This is a genomic window from Variovorax sp. GW823-FHT04B03, assembly GCF_058796495.1.
This window is the reverse complement of record NZ_JBXAIT010000002.1, coordinates 205,905-227,310: the sequence shown is the minus strand read 5'-3', so window position 1 is coordinate 227,310 and position 21,406 is coordinate 205,905. Positions and strand designations below refer to the sequence as shown.

Sequence of the window (21,406 nt, the reverse complement as noted above, 5' to 3'; positions counted from 1 at the left end):
CTTTTTCAGTAGTTCCTGCGGCGTGGCCCGCTGTCCTTCGAGGGCAGCGGGCCACGCCGTTTTCAGGGGCCGTTGTGTTGACTCGTGCAAAAAAGCCCGCCCAAACGCATGCTTTAGCAGGCCTTCAGCAACCGGGGCTAGGATGAACCGCATCCCTTCCCGGGCCTCGCCGCCCGTTCCATCCCACTTCTTCACTGCATGCCCACCACTCCTTCGCGACGATCGCGCAAGCTCCTTGTCGGCCTGGCCTTGCTCGTCGTGCTGGCCATCGCGGCCTTCTTCTGGCTGAGCCCGCCGAAGAAAAGCGACTACCTGACCGCCACCGTGCAGCGCAGCGACCTGGAGAACGCGGTGCTCGCCACCGGCGTGCTGCAGGCCCTCAAGCAGGTCGAGGTGGGCGCGCAGGTGTCGGGCCAGCTCAAGTCGCTGAAGGTGGTGCTCGGCCAGACGGTGAAGAAGGGCGACTGGCTGGCCGAGATCGACCCCGTCATCTCGCAGAACACGCTCGCGCAGGAGCAGGCCAAGCTCGAGAACCTGCAGGCCCAGAAGCTCGCCAAGGAAGTGCGCGTGAAGCAGGCCGAGCTCACCTGGGCGCGACAGCGCGAGATGCTGGCGCAGGACGCCGCCGCGCGCCAGGACCTGGAAAGCGCCGACACCGAGTTGCGCGCGCTGCGCGCCGACGCCGTCTCGCTCGACGCGCAGATCCGCCAGCAGAAGCTGGCCCTGGCCTCGGCGCAGACCAACCTGTCGTACACGCGCATCGTCGCGCCCATCGACGGCGACGTGGTGTCCATCAGCACGCTCGAAGGCCAGACCGTGGTGGCCTCGTTCCAGGTGCCCACGCTCATGAAGCTGGCCGACCTGTCGACCATGACCGTGAAGGCGCAGGTGTCCGAGGCCGACGTGGTGCGCGTGAAGGCCGGTCAGCCGGTGTACTTCACGATCCTGGGCGACCCCGACACGCGCTACCACGGCACGCTGCGCGCGGTGCAGCCTTCGCCCGAGAAGATCAACAACGCCGTGTTCTTCAACGCGCTGTTCGACGTGCCCAACCCCGAGCGCACGCTGCGCGTCGACATGACGGCGCAGGTCGCCATCCTGCTGGGCGAGGCCAGGCAGGCGCTGACCGTGCCGCTCACCGCGCTCGGCACGCGCGACAAGGACGGCCGCCACGAAGTACGCGTGCTCCTGCCCGACCAGCGCGTGGAAAAGCGGCAGGTGCGCGTGGGCATCAGCAACAACTTCCAGGCCCAGGTGCTCGAAGGCCTGAAGGAGGGCGACAGCGTCATCACCGGCGACGCTTCGGCGCTGGAGAAGACCGACGGCAATGACAGCGGCAACCGGAGGCCGCGCCAGTGACGCAGCCGCTGCTGACCCTGCGCGGCATCGGCCGCAGCTTTCCCTCGGGCGAGCAGGAGGTCCAGGTGCTGAAGGACGTCGACCTGGACATCGGCCACGGCGAAATGCTGGCCATCGTCGGCGCCTCGGGCTCGGGCAAGTCGACGCTCATGAACATCCTCGGCTGCCTCGACCGGCCGAGCACCGGCACCTACACCGTGTCGGGCCAGGACGTCGGCACGCTCGACAGCGACGCGCTCGCCGCGCTGCGGCGCGAGCACTTCGGCTTCATCTTCCAGCGCTACCACCTCATGCAGCACCTGACGGCCACCGGCAACGTCGAGGTGCCCGCCGTCTATGCCGGCACCGAGGGCTCGGCGCGCGATGCGCGGGCGCGGCAACTGCTCGCGCGCTTGGGCCTGGAAGACCGCACCGAGCACCGCCCGAGCCAGCTCTCGGGCGGCCAGCAGCAGCGCGTGAGCATCGCGCGCGCGCTCATGAACGGCGGGCAGGTCATCCTGGCCGACGAGCCCACCGGCGCGCTCGACAGCAAGAGCGGCCAGGAGGTCATCGGCATCCTGCGCGAGCTGCATGCGCAGGGGCACACGATCATCATCGTGACGCACGACATGCAGGTGGCACGCTGCACCGAACGCATCATCGAGATCGCCGACGGCGCGATCGTGGGCGACCGGCCGAACGTGCCGACCGTGGCTGCGCCCGCGCAGACGGTCGGCGACGACACCCCCACGCCGCCCGCCATGACGCGCCCCATGCTGGGCATCGCGCGCTTCAGCACCGGCTGGGCGCGTTTCTCCGAAGCCTTCCGCATGGCCTGGCGCTCGATGATGGCGCACCGCATGCGCACGGCGCTGACCATGCTGGGCATCATCATCGGCATCACCTCGGTGGTGTCGATCGTGGCCATCGGGGAGGGCGCCAAGCGTTTCGTGCTGGCCGACATCAAGGCCATCGGCACCAACACCCTCGACATCTACCCGGGCCACGACTTCGGCGACGACAAGGCCGCGAGCATCCGCACGCTGCTGCCGGCCGACCTGCAGGCCATTGCCGCGCAGCCCTACGTGCACAGCGTCACGCCGACCACCATGCGCAGCCTGCGCCTGCGCTACCGCAGCGCCGACGTGAACGGCAACGTGAACGGCGTCAGCGACAACTTCTTCAGCGTGCGCGACATCCAGATGGCCAGCGGCACGGACTTCGACGCCAACGACGTGCGGCACCAGTCGCAGGTGGTGGTGATCGACCAGAACACGCGGCGCAAGCTCTTTCCCGACGGCACCGACCCGGTGGGCAAGATCATCCTGGTGGGCAGCCTGCCGTGCACCGTGATCGGCGTGGCGCAGGAAAAGAAGAGCATGTTCGGCGAGAACAAGTCGCTCAACATCTGGCTGCCCTACAGCACGGGCGCGAGCCGCCTCTTCGGCCAGCAGCACTTCGACAGCATCACCGTGCGCATCCGCGACGACCAGCCCACCAAGGCGGCCGAAGAGAGCATCGTGCGGCTGCTCACGCTGCGCCACGGCGGCAAGGACTTCTTCACCTTCAACATGGACAGCATCGTGAAGACGGCCGAGCGCACGAGCCAGTCGCTCACGCTGCTGCTGTCGCTGATCGCGGTGATCTCGCTCGTGGTGGGCGGCATCGGCGTGATGAACATCATGCTGGTGTCGGTGACCGAGCGCACCCGCGAGATCGGCATCCGCATGGCCGTGGGCGCGCGCCAGAGCGACGTGCTGCAGCAGTTCCTGACCGAGGCCGTGCTCGTGTGCCTGGTCGGCGGTTTCATCGGCGTGATGCTGTCGTACGGCATCAGCTTTGTGTTCTCGCTGTTCGTGAAGCAATGGCAAATGATCTTTTCGCTCGGGGCCGTGGTGTCGGCCTTCTTGTGCGCGTCGCTCATCGGCGTGCTGTTCGGGTACCTGCCGGCGCGCAACGCCGCGCGGCTCGACCCCATCGAGGCGCTGGCGCGTGAGTAGCGCACGCCTGACCCTGACGGGCCTCGCCATCGCGCTGGCGCTCGGCGGCTGCACGCTGTTCGCGCCGGAGCGGCGCGAACACCGACCGCTCGGCCTGCCGCAGGCGTGGCAGCAGCAACAGCCCCTGCCGCAGAACGCAGCGGCCGTGCCGCAGGCCCGCTGGTGGACCGCCTTCCACGACGCGCGGCTCGACACCCTGATCGAGAGCGCTCTGCGAACCAACAACAACCTGGCCGCTGCCGGCATCCGTGTGCAGCGGGCGCAGCTGCAGGCCGGCCTGGCGAACACCAACCTCACGCCGGGCGTGACGGGGCAACTGGGCACCCAACGCAGCTTCGACCTGAAGCGCGGCGGCGTGGCCGCATCGAGCGCGAACTCTTCACTGAGCCTGAGCTACGAAGTCGACCTGTGGGGTCGCCTGTCGGCGCAGCGCAGCGTTGCCGACTGGGAGTTGCAGGCCACCCAGTCCGACCGCGAGGCCACGGCGCTGGCGCTGGTGGGCACCACGGCCGGGCTGTATTGGCAGACCGGCTATCTGAACCACCGCATCGCGCTGAGCGAGGCCGGCATGGCCGATGCGCGGCGCATCCAGGCGCTGGTGCGCGCCAAGTACGCGGCGGGTGCCGTGTCCGGCCTCGACGTCGCGCAGGCCGGCCAGAACCTTGCGAGCCAGGAGGCCGCGCACACGCAGCTGCTGCAACAGCGCGTCGAAGCGCGCAACGCACTGGCGATCCTGTTCGACATGCCGCCCGACGCCCCGAGAGACGAGCCCTCACAACTGCCGGACACCGCCTTGCCCGTGATCGATGCCGGACTGCCCGCCAGCCTGCTGGGCCGCCGGCCCGACCTGCGCGCCGCGGAGCAGCGCCTGCGGTCCTCGCTGGCGAACGTCGATGCCACGCGCACCAGCTTCTATCCGGTGCTGAGCCTCACGGGCTCGCTGGGTGCGGGGAGCAATGCCCTGGGCGAGGTGCTGAAGAACCCGATCGCCACGCTGGGCGCGGGGTTGGTGTTGCCCTTCCTGCAATGGAACACCGCGCGGCTGACCGTCGCCGTGTCGCAGACGCAGTACGAAGAAGCGGTCGTCGGCTTCCGCCAGTCGCTGTACACCGCGCTGTCCGAGGTGGAAAACACGCTGTCGTCACGGACCCAACTGCAAGGCGAAAGCGCGAAGCTCGCCCTGGCGCTGCAACAAGCGCAACGCGCGGAGGCCTTGTCGGAAGTGCGCTACCGCGCCGGCGCCACCGCGTTGCAGCCCGTGCTCGACGCCAAGGACAAGCGCCGCGCCGCGGAGGTCTCGCTGGCGCAGAACCGTCTGAACCAGCTCAACGCGACGATGACGCTCTACAAGACACTGGGCGGAGGCACGATCGTCGAGTAGCGGGAGGAAAACAAGGAGCTTTCACGTCACGGCAGGTGCCCGGCAGGCGGTGCGGTGTGGGCGGCCCCTCTGTGCCGCCGAGGCGCGCAGCGTTTCGCGGATCAGGGCTCGCAGCTGTTTGAGCGAAGCGAGTTCTGCGAGACCCCGCGAAACGCGAGCACCGCAGGGCAGCCGCGAAGCGGCCGGCACAGTGGGGCCGACCGCGCCGTACCGCCTGCCGGGCGCCCCTCAAAAAGAGGCTAGGCCTGAAACGGCGGCGCCCCCCGCAATTTGCGAAAGAGCAACCCAGGCAGCCGCAAGACAAACTCCACCATCAACCGCGTGTGCATCCAGGTCAGCAAGACGTTGTCCCGCCCATAGCGAAAGTGCGACACCCCGCCTTCCTCCGCCGTCAGGTACTTCACAGGCGCATCGATGTTCACCGGCTTGACCCCGCGCCAGGCCAGTCGCACGACCGCCTCGGTATCGAAGTCGAAGCGCCGCATCCACGGTTGCCGCGCCATCACCGCGATCAGGTCGACCACCGGGTACACGCGAAAGCCGTAGAGCGAATCGCCCACGCCCGCGAACAGAGTTTCGAGCTGCGTCCAGCCGTTCGACACCCGCCGCCCGCGCACCCGCAGCAGCGGCGCGCTGGCGTCGAACACCGGCCGGCCCAGCACCATCGTCTCGGGCCGTGCCAGCGAGGCGTTCATGAAAGAGGGGATCAGGTCCGCCGGATGCTGCCCGTCGGAATCCATCGTGAGCGCGTGCGTGAAGCCCGCTTCTTTCGCGGCCCGCAAGCCGTGCAGCACCGCCGAGCCCTTGCCCTGGTTCTGCGGCAGCACCCACACGCGCAGCCCCGGATCGCCAGCAGCCATCTGCTGCAGCCGCTCGCCCGTGCCGTCGTCGCTGCCGTCGATCACCACCCACACCGGGTTCCATTGGGCCCGCGCGGCCGCGACCGTCGAGAACAGGCGCTCGCCCGTGTTGTAGCTGGGGATCAGGACAAGGTGGGTGCGCGAGGCGTCTGCTGGCATTCGGGGGACGCGTCGGTGGCGCGCTGCTCCATGTGTTGACGGAAATAGTGTTCCAGCTCGACCTGCAACGCATCGCTGTCCTGCGTCGGCGCAAAGCGCTTGCCCAGCCGCAGCGTGAAGACGATGGGCAGCGGCGGCACGCGCCACAGCGGCCAGCCCTTGCCGAGGTAAGGCGAGTCGGTGTCGATGAACACGGTCTGGATCGGCGCCTGCGCCAGCTTGGCGATCAGCGTGGTGCCGGGGCGGAAGGGGTTCAGCGGCGGCGTCACCGTGCGCGTGCCTTCGGGAAAGATCACGAGCTGGCCGCCCTGGCGCAGGTCGTTGACCGCCAGGCGCACCATCGTGCGGGCCGACTTGTTGCTGATGTAGCGCGCCAGCCGGGCCCCGGCGCCAAGGAAGATGTTGCCCATCAGCTCGGCCTTCATGATGCAGGCGCTGCGCGGCAGCCGCGCCACCAGCAGCAGCGCGTCGAGCATCGTCGGGTGGTTGGCCACGAAGATCACGCCGGGTTCGTTGCGCATCGGGTCCAGGCACGAGGCGTCGATGCGCATCATGCCGGTGACGGACGCGAGCCACCAGAACATCCGGTAGGCAAAGGCGATGGTCATGCGGCCCAGTGCGCGCGCCGGCGCGGCCGGCATCACCGGGTACAGCAGCATGGCGACCAGGTTCCAGACCAGCGAGATCAGGCCGAGGAACAGCAGCAGCGCATAGAGCATCAGCGCGAGCGGGATCGACGTGAGAAGACGCAGCACGTTCATGGGTGGTGTCGGTCGAGCAGGCGAACGGCGGGCCGCTCAGGCGGCCTGCAGCCGGCCGGCGGCGACCGTGTGGGCCTCGATCTCGACCAGCAGATCGCTGCGGCAGATGTCGGCTTCCAGGTACACCGCATGGCGGGCCATCGGCGACTGGGCGCCGAGCGCGGCTTCGATCACCTCGCGCACGGCGTCGGTGTCCGATGGATGCCGCACGTACACCACGCAGTCGAGCGCATCGAGCGAGAAGCGCGCCGTGGTCTGCGCATGGGCGGAGGCGATCACGGCCTCGAGGTTGCGCAGCGTTTCGCGGGCCTGCTCACGCACGTCGCCGTGGTGCACCGTCTCGTGCCCGACGATGCTCGCCGTGCCCGAGATGAACAGCGCCACCTGGCCGTCGCCGATGTCCGCCAGCGCGGCGCGCGAGAAGGTCGGCGAGCGCGGGCCGTAGGTTTCGGGATAGCGGTAGGCCGACACCTGCCGCGGGTTCTCGACCGGCAGCGGTGCGGCACGTCCCGCGAGAAAACGGATCGACAGTGCGCCCTGGCGGATGCCCAGCGCACAGGCGGCCGGGGCACCCTCGAAGGCAGCGCGGCCGGCCTCGAAGAAGGCCTCTTGCCGGCCCAGGTTGAACTGGCGGTAGCGCTCCAGCCCGCCGCCGTCCGCGTTGATGCGCGGCAGGTAGTTCCAGATGCGCTGCAGGTGCGGCGTGCCCGCCTGCTCGAGCGTGCGGAACAGGTCGCGGTAGGCGCGTTGCGCGAGTTCGGTCAGGCCCTGGCCTTCGACGGCTTCATCGAGGTCGATGGCGCCGAGCAGCCAGTGCCCGTCGGTGCGCCAGCGCGCGATGCCGGTGGTGCCCGACCGGACCTGGGTGCCGTCACCTGCGTGCCCCACGTGCCACACGTCGGCCATCGCGCCTTGCGGTGACAGCACGCGCGCGTTGACCGTGGGCATCCAGGCGACACCGTGCGGCGTGCCGTAGCCGAGCGCGGCGAAGGGCGCATGGCTGTGCGTGGCCAGCGCAAGGCTGTCCGGCAGCGAGAGGCGCTCCACGCGCAGGGGGGAATGAAGGCGGTCGTCCTGGGGGCGCACGTTCAGCGAACCTCGTCGGCGGTGGATTCGGGCTTGCGGCCGGTGTAGGCAGAGAAGACCCCGAGGCTCGCATGCCGGCGCACGTCGCTGAAGCCGGCGGCGCCCAGGGCCTGCATGACGCGCTCGGGCGGGATGCAGGCCTCGATCGTGTCCCAGTAATAGCGCCACAGCTCCGAGGTGTCGCTGCGGCGTCCGACCACGCGGGCGATCAGCGGCACCACGGCGCGCATGTAGCCCTTGAGCAGCGCGGTGGCGATGCGGCCTTCTGGCTTGGTGATCTCGAGCACCACCACGCGCCCGCCCGGGCGCAGCACGCGATGGAACTCGGAAAAGGCGGCGGCCACGTCGCTGATGTGGCGCATGGCGTAGCCCATGCTCACGAAATCGCAGCTGGCGTCGGGCCGGGGCAGGGCCTCGGCGACGCCTTGAATGAGTTCGACGCCGGGCAGCCGGACCTGGCCCATCATGCCCACGCTGGGGTCGACGCCGGTGAGCTTGCCGGTGGAGCCGATGAGCTTCAGGGCTTCGCGGGCGACGAGCCCGGTGCCGATGCCCACGTCGAGCACCTGCGCGCCCGCCGTGAGGCCGGCCTGCTTCAGTGCATCGCGCCGGTACGAGGGGCCGGTGCCGAAGGCCAGCACGGCTTCGATGCGGTCGTAGTCCGCTGCCGTGCTGTCGAAGATGCGCCGCAGGAACGCCTGGTGCTCCGCTTCGGTGTTGTAGTACAGCGGCAGCGGGGCGTGCGGCGGCAGGGCGTCGGGATTTCCCGTACCGGCAATGGGCGATGGCGTCATCGAACAATTATCACCAAAAGGTCCGGGCCGAAATCCCGGGCGCCGGGGGAGCGTTGTGTGCGCCGGACAGTAAACTCCACACTTGCTTTGAAAACACACGACAGCGAGAGAGAAAGCCATGGCCGGACATAGCAAGTGGGCAAATATTCAGCACCGCAAGGGCCGCCAGGACGAGAAACGGGGCAAGCTCTGGACCCGCGCCATCCGTGAAATCACGGTGGCGGCACGCGCCGGCGGCGCAGACCTCAGCGCCAACCCCCGGCTGCGGCTGGCGGTCGAAAAGGCCAAGGCGGTCAACCTGCCCATCGACACCGTCAAACGCAACATCGACAAGGCCACGGGCAACCTCGAAGGCGTCAATTACGAAGAAATTCGTTACGAAGGGTACGGCATCGGCGGCGCGGCGATCATCGTCGACACCATGACCGACAACCGCGTGCGCACCGTGGCCGAAGTGCGCCACGCCTTCTCCAAGCACGGCGGCAACATGGGCACCGAAGGCTCGGTGGCCTTCCAGTTCAAGCACTGCGGCCAGATCATCTTTGCGCCCGGCACCAGCGAGGACAAGGTCATGGAAGTGGCCCTCGAAGCCGGCGCCGAGGACGTGATCACCGACGACGACGGCGCCATCGAGGTCCTCACCGCCATCGGCGACTTCGAGGCCGTCAAGAACGCGCTCGAAGCCGCGGGCCTGAAGCCCGACGCCGCCGAAATCACGATGCGCGCCGAGAACACCGTGGACGTGACCGGCGAAGACGCCGCCAGGATGCAGAAGCTCCTCGACGTGCTCGAGGACCTGGACGATGTGCAGGACGTGTATCACAACGCCGCACTGTCCGACTGAACGAATGAATGATGGATCCACAGCGACAAACGAAAGCCCGCGAATGAAGGTACTGGTGATTGGAGGAGGGGGCCGCGAGCACGCACTGGCGTGGCGGCTGGCGCAGGGCAACCGGGTCAGCCGCGTTTACGTGGCGCCCGGCAACGGCGGCACCGTGAGCGACGAACGCTACGACTGCATCGACATCACCGAACCCGCCGCGCTGCGCGAGTGGGCGATGGCCGAGAAAATCGCGCTGACCGTGGTCGGCCCCGAGGGGCCACTGGCGGCCGGCGTGGTGGACGAGTTCCGCGCGCACGGCCTGCGCATCTTCGGCCCGACGCAGGCGGCTGCGCAGCTGGAGAGCTCCAAGGCCTTTTCGAAGGCGTTCATGAAGCGCCACAAGATCCCGACGGCCGAATACGAGGCCTTCACCGACGCCGCTGCCGCCCATGCGTACATCGACGCCAAGGGCGCACCGATCGTCGTCAAGGCCGACGGCCTGGCCGCCGGCAAGGGCGTGGTGGTTGCCATGACCGCGCAGGAAGCCCATGAGGCCGTCGACTTCATGCTGGTCGACAACAAGTTTGGCGTGTCGCACAACGAAGGCGGCGCACGCGTCGTCATCGAAGAATTCTTGCAAGGCGAAGAAGCCAGCTTCATCGTGATGTGCGACGGCAAGAACGTCGCCGCGCTCGCCACCAGCCAGGACCACAAGCGCCTGCTCGACGGCGACGAAGGCCCGAACACCGGCGGCATGGGCGCGTACTCGCCCGCACCGGTGGTCACGGCCGAGGTGCATGCGCGCGCCATGCGCGAGATCATCCTGCCGACCATCCGCGGCATGGAAAAGGACGGCATTCCGTTCACCGGCTTCCTCTATGCCGGCCTGATGATCGACGCGGCCGGCCAGCCCAAGACGCTCGAATTCAACTGCCGCATGGGCGACCCCGAGACGCAGCCGATCATGATGCGCCTCAAGTCCGACCTGTTCGAGGTGTTCTGGCACGCCACCGACGGCACGCTCGACCAGGTCGAGCTGCAATGGGACCGCCGCGTGGCACTGGGCGTGGTGATGGCCGCGCACGGCTACCCGCTGTCGCCGCGCAAGGGCGACCGCATCAGCGGCATCCCGGCCGAGGCACCCGATGCCGTGGTGTTCCACGCGGGCACCACGCTCGAGAACGGTGAGCTCAAGACCAGCGGTGGCCGCGTCCTCTGCGTGACCGTGCTGGCCGACAGCGTCAAGCAGGCGCAGCAGCGCGCCTACGAGGTCGCGGCGCGCGTGCAGTTCGACGGTGCGCAGTACCGCAAGGACATCGGCTACCGCGCCGTCAACGCGCGCAACACGCCCCAATCCTGATGCCAGCCACCCAGCCGAAGGCGGTCGGCGACTACCTGCGCGGACTGCAGCAATCGATCATCTCGGCGATCGAGGCGGCGGACGGCGGCAGCGCGGTGCGCGACGCCTGGCAGAAAGAGCCTGGCGAGCCGCTGCAGGGCAGCGGCCTGACCTGCATCCTCGAAGGCGGCGCGTTGTTCGAGCGCGCCGGTGTCGGCTTCTCGCAGGTGCGCGGCGCCAAGCTGCCGCCCTCGGCCACGCAGAACCGCCCCGAGCTCTCGGGCGCGCCGTTCGAGGCCATGGGCGTGTCGCTGGTGTTCCACCCGCGCAATCCTTACGTGCCGATCGTCCACATGAACGTGCGCATGCTGGCCGCGCAGCCTGCGGGCGGCGGCGAGCCCGTGTGCTGGTTCGGCGGTGGCATGGACCTCACGCCGTGCTACGGCTTTGAAGAAGACGCGGTGCACTTCCACACCGTGTGCCGCGACGCGCTCGCACCGTTCGGCGTCGACAAGTACCCACGCTTCAAGACCTGGTGCGACGAGTACTTCTTCCTCAAGCACCGCAACGAGCAGCGCGGCATCGGCGGCATTTTTTTCGACGACTTCGCCGAGGGCGGCATCGAGAACGGCTTTGCGCTGATCCGCTCGGTCGGCGATGCCTTCCTGCAGGCCTACCTGCCGATCGTCGAGCGCCGCCGCGGCATGCCGTACGGCGAGCGCGAGCGCGAGTTCCAGCTGTACCGGCGCGGGCGCTATGTCGAGTTCAACCTCGTGTGGGACCGCGGCACGCACTTCGGCCTGCAGTCGGGCGGACGCACCGAATCGATCCTGTTGTCGATGCCGCCGCTCGCGAGCTGGGCCTACCGGCAACAGCCCGCAGCGGGCAGCCCCGAAGCCGCGCTGTACAGCGACTTCATCGTGCGCCGGGACTGGGTGTGAGCCCCACCGGTTCCGCTTTGCGCATCGGCGTCTTCGGCGGGGCCTTCGACCCGCCGCACAACGCGCACGTCGCCCTGGCTGAAGCTGCATTGGCACAACTCGATCTGACGGAGTTGCACGTCATTCCCACGGGGCAGGCCTGGCACAAGAGCCGCACGCTCACGCCGAAGGAAGACCGCCTCGCGATGGCGCAACTGGCCTTCGGCAACTTGCAAGGCAAGGTCGTCATCGACAGCCGCGAGGTGTTGCGCGACGGCCCGACCTACACGCTCGACACGCTGCATGAATTGCAGAAAGAGCAGCCCGGCGCACAGCTCGTGCTGGTGATGGGCGCGGACCAGGCGGCGGCCTTGCCGACCTGGCACGGCTGGCAGGATATACTCGGCATTGCTATCGTTTCTGTAGCGTATCGCGCACTATCGACGGGTGACGTCACTCGTTTTGATCCGAAACAGCTGCCCGGCCTCCCGGCTGGCGCGCGTTTCGAGGCGCTTGAACTGCCTGCCGCCATGGACACCAGCGCCACCGATATCCGGCGGCGTGTGGCGTCGGGTGTGGACATTTCCTCGCTGGTTCCGCCCACGGTTGCACGCTATATTGACCAACACCACCTCTACCGCTCTGCCTGATGACCACTGAAGCCGCCGCCAAAAAAGACATCCAAAAACTCCAGCGAGCCATCATCGATGGTCTCGAAGACGTCAAGGCGCAGGACATCCAGGTATTCGACACGGAGCACCTCTCGCCGCTGTTCGAGCGCGTGATCGTGGCGTCGGGCACCTCCAACCGCCAGACCAAGGCGCTCGCGTCGAGCGTGCGCGACGCCGTGCGTGAAGCCGGCTTTGCCAAGCCGCGCACCGAGGGCGAGGAAAACGGCGAGTGGATCATCGTGGACTGCGGCGCGGCCGTGGCGCACATCATGCAGCCCGCCATCCGCCAGTACTACCACCTCGAAGAGATCTGGGGCGACAAGCCGGTGCGCGCCAAGCTTGGTGCCACCAAGCCCGCGCTGGCCACCGCCTCGTCCGTCGTCAAGGGCGCCGAAGAGAAGAAGACGGCCGCCGCCAAGACGCCGAGCCTGCGCCGTTCGAGCGCCGCCAAGACCGCGATCCGCGCGGCCGAGCAGGAAGCCAAGGCCGCCAAGGCGCCGGCGAAGAAGGCCGCATCGAAGACTGCAGGCAAGACAGCCGCCAAGAAGGCGCCTGCGAAGAAGTCCGCCACGGGCACCGCACGCGTGCCGGTGAAGGTGGTCGGCAAGCCGGCCGCCAAGAAGACCGCTGCGAAGAAGGCGCCGGCCAAGAAGGCGCCAGCCCGCCGCGCATGAAGCTGCTGGTGGTCGCCGTCGGGCAGCGCATGCCCGACTGGGCGCAGACTGCCTGGGACGACTACGCCAAGCGCTTCCCGCCCGAGCTGAAGCTCGAGCTGCGCGCCGTCAAGACCGAGCCGCGCGGCTCCAAGACACTCGAAACGCTGTATGCCGCCGAGCGCGAGCGCATCGAGGGCGCCATCGCCCGCGGCATGCGCATCGTCGTGCTCGACGAGCGCGGCACTGCGCTCACCACCAAGGCGCTGGCCGCACGGCTGCAGACCTGGCAGGGCGAGGGCGACGACGTGGCGCTGGTCATCGGCGGCCCCGACGGGCTCGACCCGGCCTTCAAGGCCGCGGCGCACGAACGCATCCGCCTGTCCGACCTGACCCTGCCGCATGCCATGGCGCGCGTGCTGCTGGTCGAACAGCTCTACCGGGCGTGGTCGGTCAACGCGGGCCATCCGTACCACCGGGAATGACCACGGGGCCGGCGGTGGGGCCCACCTCGGAGACCTGAACTTGCCTGACTTCATCTACCTCGCGTCGCAAAGCCCGCGCCGCGCCCAATTGCTCGGCCAGCTCGGCGTGCGCCACGAACTGCTGCTGGCCGGTGCCGACGAAGACGCCGAGGCGCTCGAAGCCTTGCTGCCGAACGAATCGCCGACCGCCTACGTGCAGCGCGTGACCGCCCTCAAGCTCGATGCCGCCGTTGCGCGCCGCAAGCGCTTCGGCCTGGCCGATGCGCCTGTGCTCTGCGCCGACACCACGGTCGCGCTCGGTCGCACCATCCTCGGCAAGCCCGAGGACGCGCGCGATGCCGAGCGCATGCTCACGCACCTGTCCGGCGCCACGCACCGCGTGCTCACGGCGGTCGCGCTGCAGAACGGCCGTCGACGCCATGCGGCGCTGAGCGTGTCGCGCGTGCGCTTCGCCACGCTCACCAAGAAGCAGGTCGCGGCCTACGCCGCCAGCGGCGAGCCGCTCGGCAAGGCCGGCGCCTACGCCATTCAGGGCGCGGCGGCTGCGTTCGTGGAGCACATCAGCGGCTCCTATTCGGGCATCATGGGACTCCCCATGTTCGAGACCGCGCAGCTGCTTCGAGGCGTCGGTTTCAATACTTAAGACATCCATGCAAGACATCCTGATCAACTGGTCTCCGCAGGAGACCCGTGTGGCGCTGGTCGAGCACGGCGCGGTGCAAGAGCTGCACGTCGAGCGCACGCTCGAGCGCGGGCTGGTCGGCAACATCTACCTGGGCAAGGTCTCGCGCGTGCTGCCGGGCATGCAGTCGGCCTTCATCGACATCGGCCTGGAGCGCACCGCCTTCCTGCACGTGGCCGACATCGTCTCGCCGTTCACGCCGGGTTCGCGCCCGAGCGCCACGCCGCCCGAGCGCGACCACCGCAACGGTGGGCCGATGGTGCCCATCGAGAAGCAGGTGTTCGAAGGCCAGTCGCTGCTGGTGCAGGTCATCAAGGACCCGATCGGCACCAAGGGCGCGCGGCTGTCCACGCAGATCAGCATCGCGGGTCGGCTGCTGGTGTTCCTGCCGCAGGACAACCACATCGGCGTGTCGCAGAAGATTCCGCCCGACCAGCGCGAGTCGCTGCGCAACCGCATGCTGGCGCTCATCGAGGCGGCCGCGGCCGCCGAGAGCGGCGGCGTGGTGCCTGTGAACACGGGCGGCTTCATCCTGCGCACCAACGGCGAAGACGCGGCCGATGCCGAACTGGCCGAAGACATCGCCTACCTGCGCAAGACCTGGACGCGCATCCGCGAGGCCTCGAGCCGGATGCCGGCCATGTCGCTGCTGCATCAGGACCTGAGCCTGCTGCAGCGCGTGCTGCGCGACATGACGAGCGAAGACACGCAGACCATCCGCATCGACTCGCGCGAGCAGTTCGAGGTGCTGCTGAAATTCGGCCTCGAATTCATGCCGCAGGCGGCGGGCAAGCTGCAGCACTACAAGGGCGAGCGGCCGATCTTCGACCTGTACTCGGTGGACGAGGAAATCGCGAAGGCACTGGGCCGGCGCGTCGACCTGAAGTCGGGCGGCTACCTCGTGGTCGACCAGACCGAGGCGCTGACCACCGTCGACGTGAACACCGGCGGCTTCGTCGGTGCGCGCAACTTCGACGACACCATCTTCAAGACCAACCTGGAGGCCGCGCAGGCCATTGCGCGGCAACTGCGCCTGCGCAACCTGGGCGGGATCATCATCGTCGACTTCATCGACATGGCCCGCGACGACCACCGCGAGCAGGTGCTGGCCGAGTTCCGCAAGCAGCTCGCGCGCGACCGCGTGAAGACCACGGCCGGCGGCTTCTCGCAGCTCGGCCTCGTCGAGATGACGCGCAAGCGCACGCGCGAATCGCTGGCCCACATGCTGTGCGAACCCTGCGTGGCCTGCGGCGGGCAGGGCATCGTGAAGACCGCGCGCAGCGTGGCCTACGACGTGATGCGCGAGATCCTGCGCGAGGCGCGCCAGTTCACGCCGCGCGAGTTCCGCATCGTCTCGTCGCCGCAAGTCATCGAGCTGTTCCTCGACGAGGAGAGCCAGCACCTCGCCGGGCTGAGCGACTTCATCGGCAAGCCGATCTCGCTGCAGTCGGAGCCGGCGATCGGGCAGGGGCAGTACGACATCGTGCTGCTCTGAGGGGTGGATGGCGCTGCCCGTTGCAACGACGGGTCAGCGCTTCGATTCCTGGCCTTGGCGCATCCAGACGCTGGCCAGCGCGGCGGCCACCAGCATGCCGGCGATCAGTAGCAGCCCGTTCTTCGTGCTGCCCGTGCTCTGCTCGATCCAGCCCATCACCGACGGGCCGATGAATCCGCCCACCAGGCCGCAGGTGTTCACGAGCGCCAGCCCGCCTGCCAGCGCCACGCCGGCCAGCCGTGAGGACGCGAACAGGAAGATCACGGACTGCACCACGAAGAACATCGAGCCCGTGAGGCAGAAGCCGGCCAGCGCGATGGCCGGGCTCGCGAAGGCTGCGATCAGCAGGCCCACCGCCATCGAGACCAGCCCGACCAGCAGCAGTAGCCGGCCGCGCTGCGGCGTGACCGCGAGCCGCGGCAGCGCAATGGCGCCGACAGCGGCGGCCACCCAGGGCAGCGAGTTGAGCGCGCCGATCTCCAGGGGAGAGAGCTTGCCGTAGGTACCGATGATGCTCGGCAGGAAGAAGATCACCGTGTAGATGCTGATCTGGTGGCAGAAGTAGACAAAGATCGCCAGCCAGATCTGCCGGTCGACCAGGCAGGCGCGGAACGACTCGCCGACCTGGCCGTTGGCCACGTCTTCGGCGCGTTCGGCGGCGAGCTGGCGTTCGATGGCCTGCGCCTGGGGGCGCGTGAGCCAGCTGGCGCTGGAGGGACCATCGGGCAGCTTGCGCCAGACCACGAAGGCCAGCGCCACGGCGGGCAGGCCTTCGAGCACGAACATCCACTGCCAGCCATGCCAGCCCCACAGGCCGTCCATCTGCAGCAGCGCGCCGCCGACCGGGCCGCTGAGGATGTTCGCGATGCACACGCCGAGCAGGAAGTAGCCCGTGGCGCGTGCGCGGTCCTTGCGGCCGAACCAGTAGTTCAGGTACAGCATCACGCCCGGGAACAGGCCGGCTTCCGCCGCGCCGAGCAGGATGCGCATCACGTAGAACGAGGTCTCGCCCGTGACGAAGGCCATGCCCGCCGACAGCAGCCCCCAGGTGATCATGATGCGGGCGATCCACCAGCGCGCGCCCACACGGTGCATCACGAGGTTGCTGGGCACCTCGAGCAGCGCGTAGCTCAGGAAGAACAGCCCGGCGCCCAGCCCGTAGGCGGCCGCCGAGATGCCGATGTCCACGGCCATGTGGCTCTTGGCCAGCGCGATGTTGGTGCGGTCGATGAAGCTGATCACATAGGCCAGCACCAGCAGCGGCATGAGCTTGCGGAAGATCAGCGCATTGAGCGAGGCCTGTTCGTCGACGGCCTGGCGGGCGCGCAGGCCCGGCGGCGTGGCGGGGATGGATGGGTGTTGCATGGGATGTCTCTCTCCTGTCCTGTCGTGTTCTGGCGGAAGGTCGCCGGCGGGCGCCGGCGGGCGTGCAGATGCGGCCCGGTCGTGGGCCGGGCCGAGTCGGGTCAGTGGTTCTGGCGCTGGGCTAGAAGTCGACGTTCGCCGCGCCCTTGAGGCCGAGGATCTCGCGCGCCTCGGCGGGTGTCGCGATGTCGATGTTCAGTGCCTCCAGTACGGCGCGGATGCGCAGCACCTGCTCGGCGCTCGACGCGGCGAGTCGGCCCGGGCCGATCCACAGCGAGTCTTCGAGCCCGACGCGCACGTGCGCGCCCATGGCCGCGCCGATGGTGGCCAGCGGCAGCTGGTTGCGGCCGGTGCCGAGGATCGACCACTCGAAGCGGTCGCCGAACAGCCGCGCGGCGGTGCGCCGCATGTGCATCAGGTCCTCGGGATCGGGACCGATGCCGCCCAGGATGCCGAAGACCGTCTGCACGAAGACCGGCGCCTGCACCAGCCCGCGGTCCAGGAAGTGCCGCAGGTTGTTGAGGTGGCTCACGTCGTAGCACTCGAACTCGAAGCGCGTGCCGTTGGCGTTGCCGAGCTTGAGGATGTTCTCGATGTCGGCGAAGGTGTTCTTGAAGATCAGGTTGCGGCTGTTCTCCAGGTGCTCGCGCTCCCATTCATGCGCGAAGGACTTGAAGCGCTCCAGCATCGGAAAGAGGCCGAAGTTCATCGAGCCCATGTTGAGCGAGGCGAGCTCGGGCTTGAAGGTGGTGGCCGGGCGCATGCGCTCCTCGACGCTCATGTGCGGGCTGCCGCCGGTCGTGATGTTGATCACCGCATCGGTCGCGGCCTTGATTTTCGAAAGGAAGGGGCGGAACAGGTCCGGGTCCTGCGAGGGGCGGCCGTCCTTCGGGTCGCGCGCATGCAGGTGCAGGATCGCGGCGCCGGCGCGGGCGGCTTCGATCGAAGCTTGCGCAATCTCGTCGGCCGTCACGGGAAGGTGCGGCGACATGCTGGGCGTGTGGATGGCGCCCGTGGGAGCGCAGGTGATGATGGCTTTGAGGCGTTGGGCCATGAGGTGTCCGGAAAGAAGAAGAGGGAAAGAAGGGGCGTGCGAGCGGATCAGCTCAGCGCCTGCGTGTGGCCGTCCACCACGAGCTCCTGGCCCGTGACGCTGGCGGCCAGGTCGCTGGCAGCGAACAGCACCATGTTCGCGATGTCTGTCGCTGTGACCATGCGACCCAGTGCGGCCTGCGCGGTGTAGGCGCGCGTCACTTCGTCGAGCGGCTTGCCCAGCGCCTCGGCCTTGGCGGCGATCACGGCACGGATGCGCGGACCGTCGACCGCGCCCGGCAGGATCGCGTTGACGCGGATGCCGTCGGCGCCGAGTTCGAGCGCCAGCGTTTTCGTGAAACCGATGACGGCCCACTTCGAGGCGGAGTAGGGCGAGCGCCCCGGCATGCCCAGGTGCCCGGCGGCCGAGGACAGGTTGATGATGGCGGGCAGTCGCCCCTTGCGCAGCCGCGGCACGGCCAGCCGCACGCAGAGGAACTGGCCGGTGACGTTGACGGCCATCGTGCGCTCCCAGTCGGCGAGCGAGACGGTCTCGACCGGCCCGGTGGGGCCGGCCACGCCGGCGTTGTTCACCAGCACGTCGAGGCCACCGAGTTCGCGGTCGACGGCCTCGAACAGGCGGGCCACGTCGTCCTCGTTGGACACGTCGGCGACGCAGCGGCCCACCTCGGGCAGCTCACGCGCCAGCTGGTCGAGGCTGGCAGCCTGCACATCGCAGACGAAGACCTTGGCGCCCGCCGCCGCGAAGCTGCGCACGATGTCCAGGCCGATGCCGTTGGCACCGGCGGTGACGAGCACGCGCCGGCCGGCGAGGGAGTTGTTGTTCCACATGCTGAAGAGATCCTTGAGGTCGATTTCGGAATGATGGGGATCGTATATCTGTGATCACAGATAATTCATAGGGAATACCCCGGCCATATACTTCGACGCATGAGCCTCACCGATCTCGTCACCCCCCTGAAGCGCCAGACGCTCAGCGCCAACGTCTACGACCAGTTGCGCGACCTCGTGATGAGCGGGCAGATGATGCCGGGCGAGCAGATTTCATTGCGCAGCGCGGCCGAGGCGCTGGGCGTGAGCGTGATGCCGGTGCGCGAGGCGATGCAGCGCCTGGTGGCCGAGCAGGCGCTCGAACTCACGCCCAGTCGCACCTTGCGCGTGCCCCGGATGACGGCGGCGCAGTTCAAGGAAATCACCACCATCCGCACCAACCTCGAAGGCCTGGCCACGGAGTTGGCGGCCTCGGCGTCGGGCGCGGTGGCGCTGCGCGACATCACGCGCTGGCACGACGAGTTCGCGGCCGAGATGAATGCGGCCAGCCCCGACGGCTCGAAGCTCGTCACCTTCAACAAGGAGTTCCACTTCGCGGTCTACGCCGCCGCCGACATGCCGGTGTTGCTGCAGATGATCGAGGCGCTGTGGCTGCGCATCGGCCCCATCCTCAACTACGACCTGCGGGCCGGCTCGCGCCGCGTCGGGGACAAGGTGGCGATGTCGCACCACGCGGCGCTGCTGGCCGCGCTGAAGCGCCGCGACGGCGCCAAGGCCCGGGCCGCGCTGCAGGGCGACATCGAAAGCGCCGCGGAATTCATCCTGTCGACGGGCGTGCTGGTGTCCGATGGCACGCTGCCGCCGCAGAACGCCGCGCCGGCGGCGAAGAAGGCGCGCAGCGCGGCAGGCACTGCGCGCTGAGGGGCGTCAGAGCGTCGGGTCCTGCCCCGGCGCCGCGCTGCGCACCGCCAGCGTCTGCAGCCGTGCATAGAGCCCGTCGCTCGCCATGAGCTGCTCGTGGCTGCCTTGCTCGGCGATGCGGCCTTGCTCCATCACGATGATGCGGTCGGCATGCTGGATGGTCGACAGGCGGTGCGCCACGATCAGCGTGGTGCGGCCCTGCATCAGGCGCTGCAGGGCGTCCTGCACCAGCCGTTCCGATTCGGTGTCCAGGGCCGACGTGGCTTCGTCGAGCAGCAGCACGGGCGCGTTCTTGTAGAGCGCGCGGGCAATCGCCAGCCGTTGGCGCTGGCCGCCCGACAGCTGTGTGGCGTTGTGGCCCAGCACGGTGTCGATGCCCTGCGGCAGGGTCTCGACGTGCGTGCTCAGGTTGGCCGCCTCGAGGCAGGACTGCACGCGCGCGAGGTCGATGTCGCCGCCCAGCGCCACGTTGGCGGCGAGCGTGTCGTTGAGCATCACCACGTCCTGGCTCACCATCGCGAACTGGGCGCGCAGGCTCTTGAGCTGCCATTCGCTGGTGTCGTGGCCGTCGAGCAGCACCTGGCCGCCGCTGGGCTGCACGAAGCGCGGCAGCAGGTTGACCAGCGTGGTCTTGCCCGAGCCCGAGGGGCCGACGAAGGCCACCACCTGGCCTGGCTCGATGACGAGGTTCACGCCGTCGAGCGCGCGCTGTTCGTCGTCGCCGCGGTAGCTGACCTGCACGTTGCGCAGTTCGATGTGGCCTTGGGCGTGCGCGATGCTGAAGGTGCCCTGCGATTCCGGCGCGACTTCGTCGATGAGGATCAAGCCGCGCTCCAGTGCTGCGAGGCCGCGCGTGATCGGCCCGGCCACTTCGGCCAGGCGGCGGATCGGCGCGATCAGCATCAGCATGGCCGTGATGTAGGCGACGAAGCCGCCCACAGTGAAGCCCTGCTTGCCGCTTTGCCACAGCGCGATCATCACCACCACCGACAGCGCCAGCGAGGCCATCATCTGCGTCAGCGGCGTGGTGGCGGCCTGGGCGATGGTCGATTTCACGGCCAGGCGGTTCAGGCGCTGGCTCAGTTGTTCGAAGCGGCGCTCCTGCGCCTGTTCCGCGCCGTGCAGCCGCACCACGCGGTGGGCCAGCACGTTTTCCTCGACCACGTAGGCCAGTTCGTCGGTGGCCTGCTGGCCCTGCTGCGTGAGCTTGTACAGGCGCTTGGAGAACACCTTCATGATCCAGGAGATGCTGGGCACGAGAAAGGCGACGATGAGCGTGAGCTTCCAGTTCAGGTAGACCAGGTAGCCCAGCAGCGCAATGAGCGTGAAGCCGTCGCGCGACAGCCCGAGCAGCGCCTGCACCAACAGCATGGCGCCGGTCTGCACCTCGTACACCACCGTGTTCGACAGCGCGCTGGCCGACTGCCGCGCGAACAGCGCCAGCTCGGCGCCGAGCAGTCGCTCGAACAGCACGCGGCGCAGCTTCTGCATGCCTTCGTTGGCGATGCGCGAGAGCGCGTACTGCGAAATGAATTGCGCGATGCCGCGCACCGCGAACAGCAGCAGCACGGCGGCCGGAATGAACCACAGCGGCATCTCGCCGCGCGTGAAGCCCCGGTCGAGCAGTGGCTTGAGCAGGGCGGCCATGAGCGGCTCGGTGAGCGCGGCCAGCAGGGCGCCGATCAGCCCCACGGCCCACCATTGGCGCGAACTGCCGAACCAGGTCATGAGTCGCGCCAGCCGGCGCATGAGGGGAGGGCGGGCGCTCTCGCTGCCGGGGGATGCTTGCATATGGCGGCGGATTTTACGGGGCGGCTCCGACCGCCTTTTGGAGGGGCTGTAGGAC

Annotated in this window: 20 protein-coding genes; 12 read left to right on the top strand and 8 right to left on the bottom strand. The window is 68.6% G+C overall.

Annotation, left to right across the window (positions count from 1 at the left end):
- The first annotated feature begins 198 nt into the window (after positions 1-198).
- Genes macA through AC1RAD_RS09755 form a run of 3 tightly spaced genes read left to right on the top strand, consistent with a single transcriptional unit; the run spans position 199 to position 4,719 of the window.
- Positions 199-1,359 carry a macrolide transporter subunit MacA gene (gene macA, locus AC1RAD_RS09765; RefSeq protein ID WP_492734660.1) on the top strand — a complete coding sequence of 387 codons (1,161 nt, stop codon included), beginning with the start codon at positions 199-201 and terminating at the stop codon, positions 1,357-1,359.
- Positions 1,356-3,338: a macrolide ABC transporter ATP-binding protein/permease MacB gene (gene macB / locus AC1RAD_RS09760; RefSeq protein WP_492734659.1), complete on the top strand. Its 1,983-nt coding sequence runs from the start codon at positions 1,356-1,358 to the stop codon at positions 3,336-3,338. The genes macA and macB overlap by 4 nt, the downstream gene beginning before the upstream one ends.
- Positions 3,331-4,719, top strand: a complete 1,389-nt coding sequence (locus AC1RAD_RS09755; RefSeq protein WP_492734658.1) for an efflux transporter outer membrane subunit — start codon at positions 3,331-3,333, stop codon at positions 4,717-4,719. Before macB ends, AC1RAD_RS09755 begins: the two co-directional genes overlap by 8 nt.
- A 239-nt stretch (positions 4,720-4,958) precedes the next feature.
- On the opposite strand, the gene AC1RAD_RS09750 is transcribed toward AC1RAD_RS09755, so the two are convergent.
- Genes AC1RAD_RS09750 through AC1RAD_RS09735 form a run of 4 tightly spaced genes read right to left on the bottom strand, consistent with a single transcriptional unit; the run spans position 4,959 to position 8,379 of the window.
- Positions 4,959-5,738, bottom strand: coding sequence for a glycosyltransferase family 2 protein (locus AC1RAD_RS09750; RefSeq protein ID WP_099789530.1), 780 nt, complete (start codon positions 5,736-5,738; stop codon positions 4,959-4,961).
- Positions 5,702-6,499 (bottom strand): lysophospholipid acyltransferase family protein, encoded by a 798-nt coding sequence (locus AC1RAD_RS09745; protein ID WP_159271689.1) that lies wholly within the window; start codon positions 6,497-6,499, stop codon positions 5,702-5,704. Before AC1RAD_RS09745 ends, AC1RAD_RS09750 begins: the two co-directional genes overlap by 37 nt.
- A 36-nt stretch (positions 6,500-6,535) precedes the next feature.
- Positions 6,536-7,585, bottom strand: a complete 1,050-nt coding sequence (locus AC1RAD_RS09740; RefSeq protein ID WP_492734657.1) for a chorismate transformation FkbO/Hyg5 family protein — start codon at positions 7,583-7,585, stop codon at positions 6,536-6,538.
- Between the two features lie 2 nt (positions 7,586-7,587).
- Entirely contained in the window at positions 7,588-8,379 is a 792-nt protein-coding gene (locus AC1RAD_RS09735; protein ID WP_062470103.1) for a class I SAM-dependent methyltransferase, read from the bottom strand.
- A 118-nt stretch (positions 8,380-8,497) separates the two neighbouring features.
- Between AC1RAD_RS09735 and AC1RAD_RS09730 the strand changes: the two genes are divergently transcribed.
- The 8 genes from AC1RAD_RS09730 to rng are packed head-to-tail and all read left to right on the top strand — an operon-like array spanning position 8,498 to position 15,450.
- Positions 8,498-9,223, top strand: a complete 726-nt coding sequence (locus AC1RAD_RS09730) for a YebC/PmpR family DNA-binding transcriptional regulator (protein ID WP_056580425.1) — start codon at positions 8,498-8,500, stop codon at positions 9,221-9,223.
- A 43-nt stretch (positions 9,224-9,266) separates the two neighbouring features.
- Complete coding sequence (purD, locus tag AC1RAD_RS09725) at positions 9,267-10,565, top strand: phosphoribosylamine--glycine ligase (RefSeq protein ID WP_492734656.1); 1,299 nt, start codon at positions 9,267-9,269, stop codon at positions 10,563-10,565.
- Positions 10,565-11,485: an oxygen-dependent coproporphyrinogen oxidase gene (hemF, locus tag AC1RAD_RS09720; RefSeq protein ID WP_492734655.1), complete on the top strand. Its 921-nt coding sequence runs from the start codon at positions 10,565-10,567 to the stop codon at positions 11,483-11,485. The genes purD and hemF overlap by 1 nt, the downstream gene beginning before the upstream one ends.
- A complete protein-coding gene (gene nadD, locus AC1RAD_RS09715; RefSeq protein ID WP_062470111.1) occupies positions 11,482-12,114 on the top strand; it encodes a nicotinate (nicotinamide) nucleotide adenylyltransferase in 633 nt (210 codons plus the stop codon). Before hemF ends, nadD begins: the two co-directional genes overlap by 4 nt.
- Complete coding sequence (rsfS, locus tag AC1RAD_RS09710) at positions 12,114-12,809, top strand: ribosome silencing factor (RefSeq protein WP_062470113.1); 696 nt, start codon at positions 12,114-12,116, stop codon at positions 12,807-12,809. The genes nadD and rsfS overlap by 1 nt, the downstream gene beginning before the upstream one ends.
- On the top strand, positions 12,806-13,273 hold the full coding sequence (rlmH, locus tag AC1RAD_RS09705) for a 23S rRNA (pseudouridine(1915)-N(3))-methyltransferase RlmH (protein WP_070060813.1): 468 nt from the start codon (positions 12,806-12,808) through the stop codon (positions 13,271-13,273). The genes rsfS and rlmH overlap by 4 nt, the downstream gene beginning before the upstream one ends.
- A gap of 40 nt (positions 13,274-13,313) precedes the next feature.
- Positions 13,314-13,916 (top strand): Maf family protein, encoded by a 603-nt coding sequence (locus AC1RAD_RS09700; RefSeq protein ID WP_492734654.1) that lies wholly within the window; start codon positions 13,314-13,316, stop codon positions 13,914-13,916.
- Positions 13,917-13,923: 7 nt separating this feature from the next.
- On the top strand, positions 13,924-15,450 hold the full coding sequence (gene rng, locus AC1RAD_RS09695; RefSeq protein WP_056580445.1) for a ribonuclease G: 1,527 nt from the start codon (positions 13,924-13,926) through the stop codon (positions 15,448-15,450).
- Positions 15,451-15,483: 33 nt separating this feature from the next.
- On the opposite strand, the gene AC1RAD_RS09690 is transcribed toward rng, so the two are convergent.
- The 3 genes from AC1RAD_RS09690 to AC1RAD_RS09680 all read right to left on the bottom strand — a co-directional run bounded on the left by AC1RAD_RS09690 (position 15,484) and on the right by AC1RAD_RS09680 (position 18,699).
- Positions 15,484-16,815: an MFS transporter gene (locus tag AC1RAD_RS09690; protein ID WP_492734653.1), complete on the bottom strand. Its 1,332-nt coding sequence runs from the start codon at positions 16,813-16,815 to the stop codon at positions 15,484-15,486.
- A 121-nt stretch (positions 16,816-16,936) separates the two neighbouring features.
- Complete coding sequence (gene kce / locus AC1RAD_RS09685; RefSeq protein WP_492734652.1) at positions 16,937-17,869, bottom strand: 3,5-dioxohexanoate:acetyl-CoA acetone transferase; 933 nt, start codon at positions 17,867-17,869, stop codon at positions 16,937-16,939.
- A gap of 47 nt (positions 17,870-17,916) precedes the next feature.
- Entirely contained in the window at positions 17,917-18,699 is a 783-nt protein-coding gene (locus AC1RAD_RS09680; RefSeq protein WP_095948650.1) for an SDR family oxidoreductase, read from the bottom strand.
- 99 nt (positions 18,700-18,798) lie between these two features.
- On the opposite strand from AC1RAD_RS09680, the gene AC1RAD_RS09675 reads away from it, so the two are divergent.
- Complete coding sequence (locus AC1RAD_RS09675) at positions 18,799-19,560, top strand: GntR family transcriptional regulator (RefSeq protein ID WP_095745433.1); 762 nt, start codon at positions 18,799-18,801, stop codon at positions 19,558-19,560.
- Positions 19,561-19,566: 6 nt separating this feature from the next.
- On the opposite strand, the gene msbA is transcribed toward AC1RAD_RS09675, so the two are convergent.
- Positions 19,567-21,351 carry a lipid A export permease/ATP-binding protein MsbA gene (gene msbA / locus AC1RAD_RS09670; protein ID WP_492734651.1) on the bottom strand — a complete coding sequence of 595 codons (1,785 nt, stop codon included), beginning with the start codon at positions 21,349-21,351 and terminating at the stop codon, positions 19,567-19,569.
- Positions 21,352-21,406: the final 55 nt, after the last annotated feature.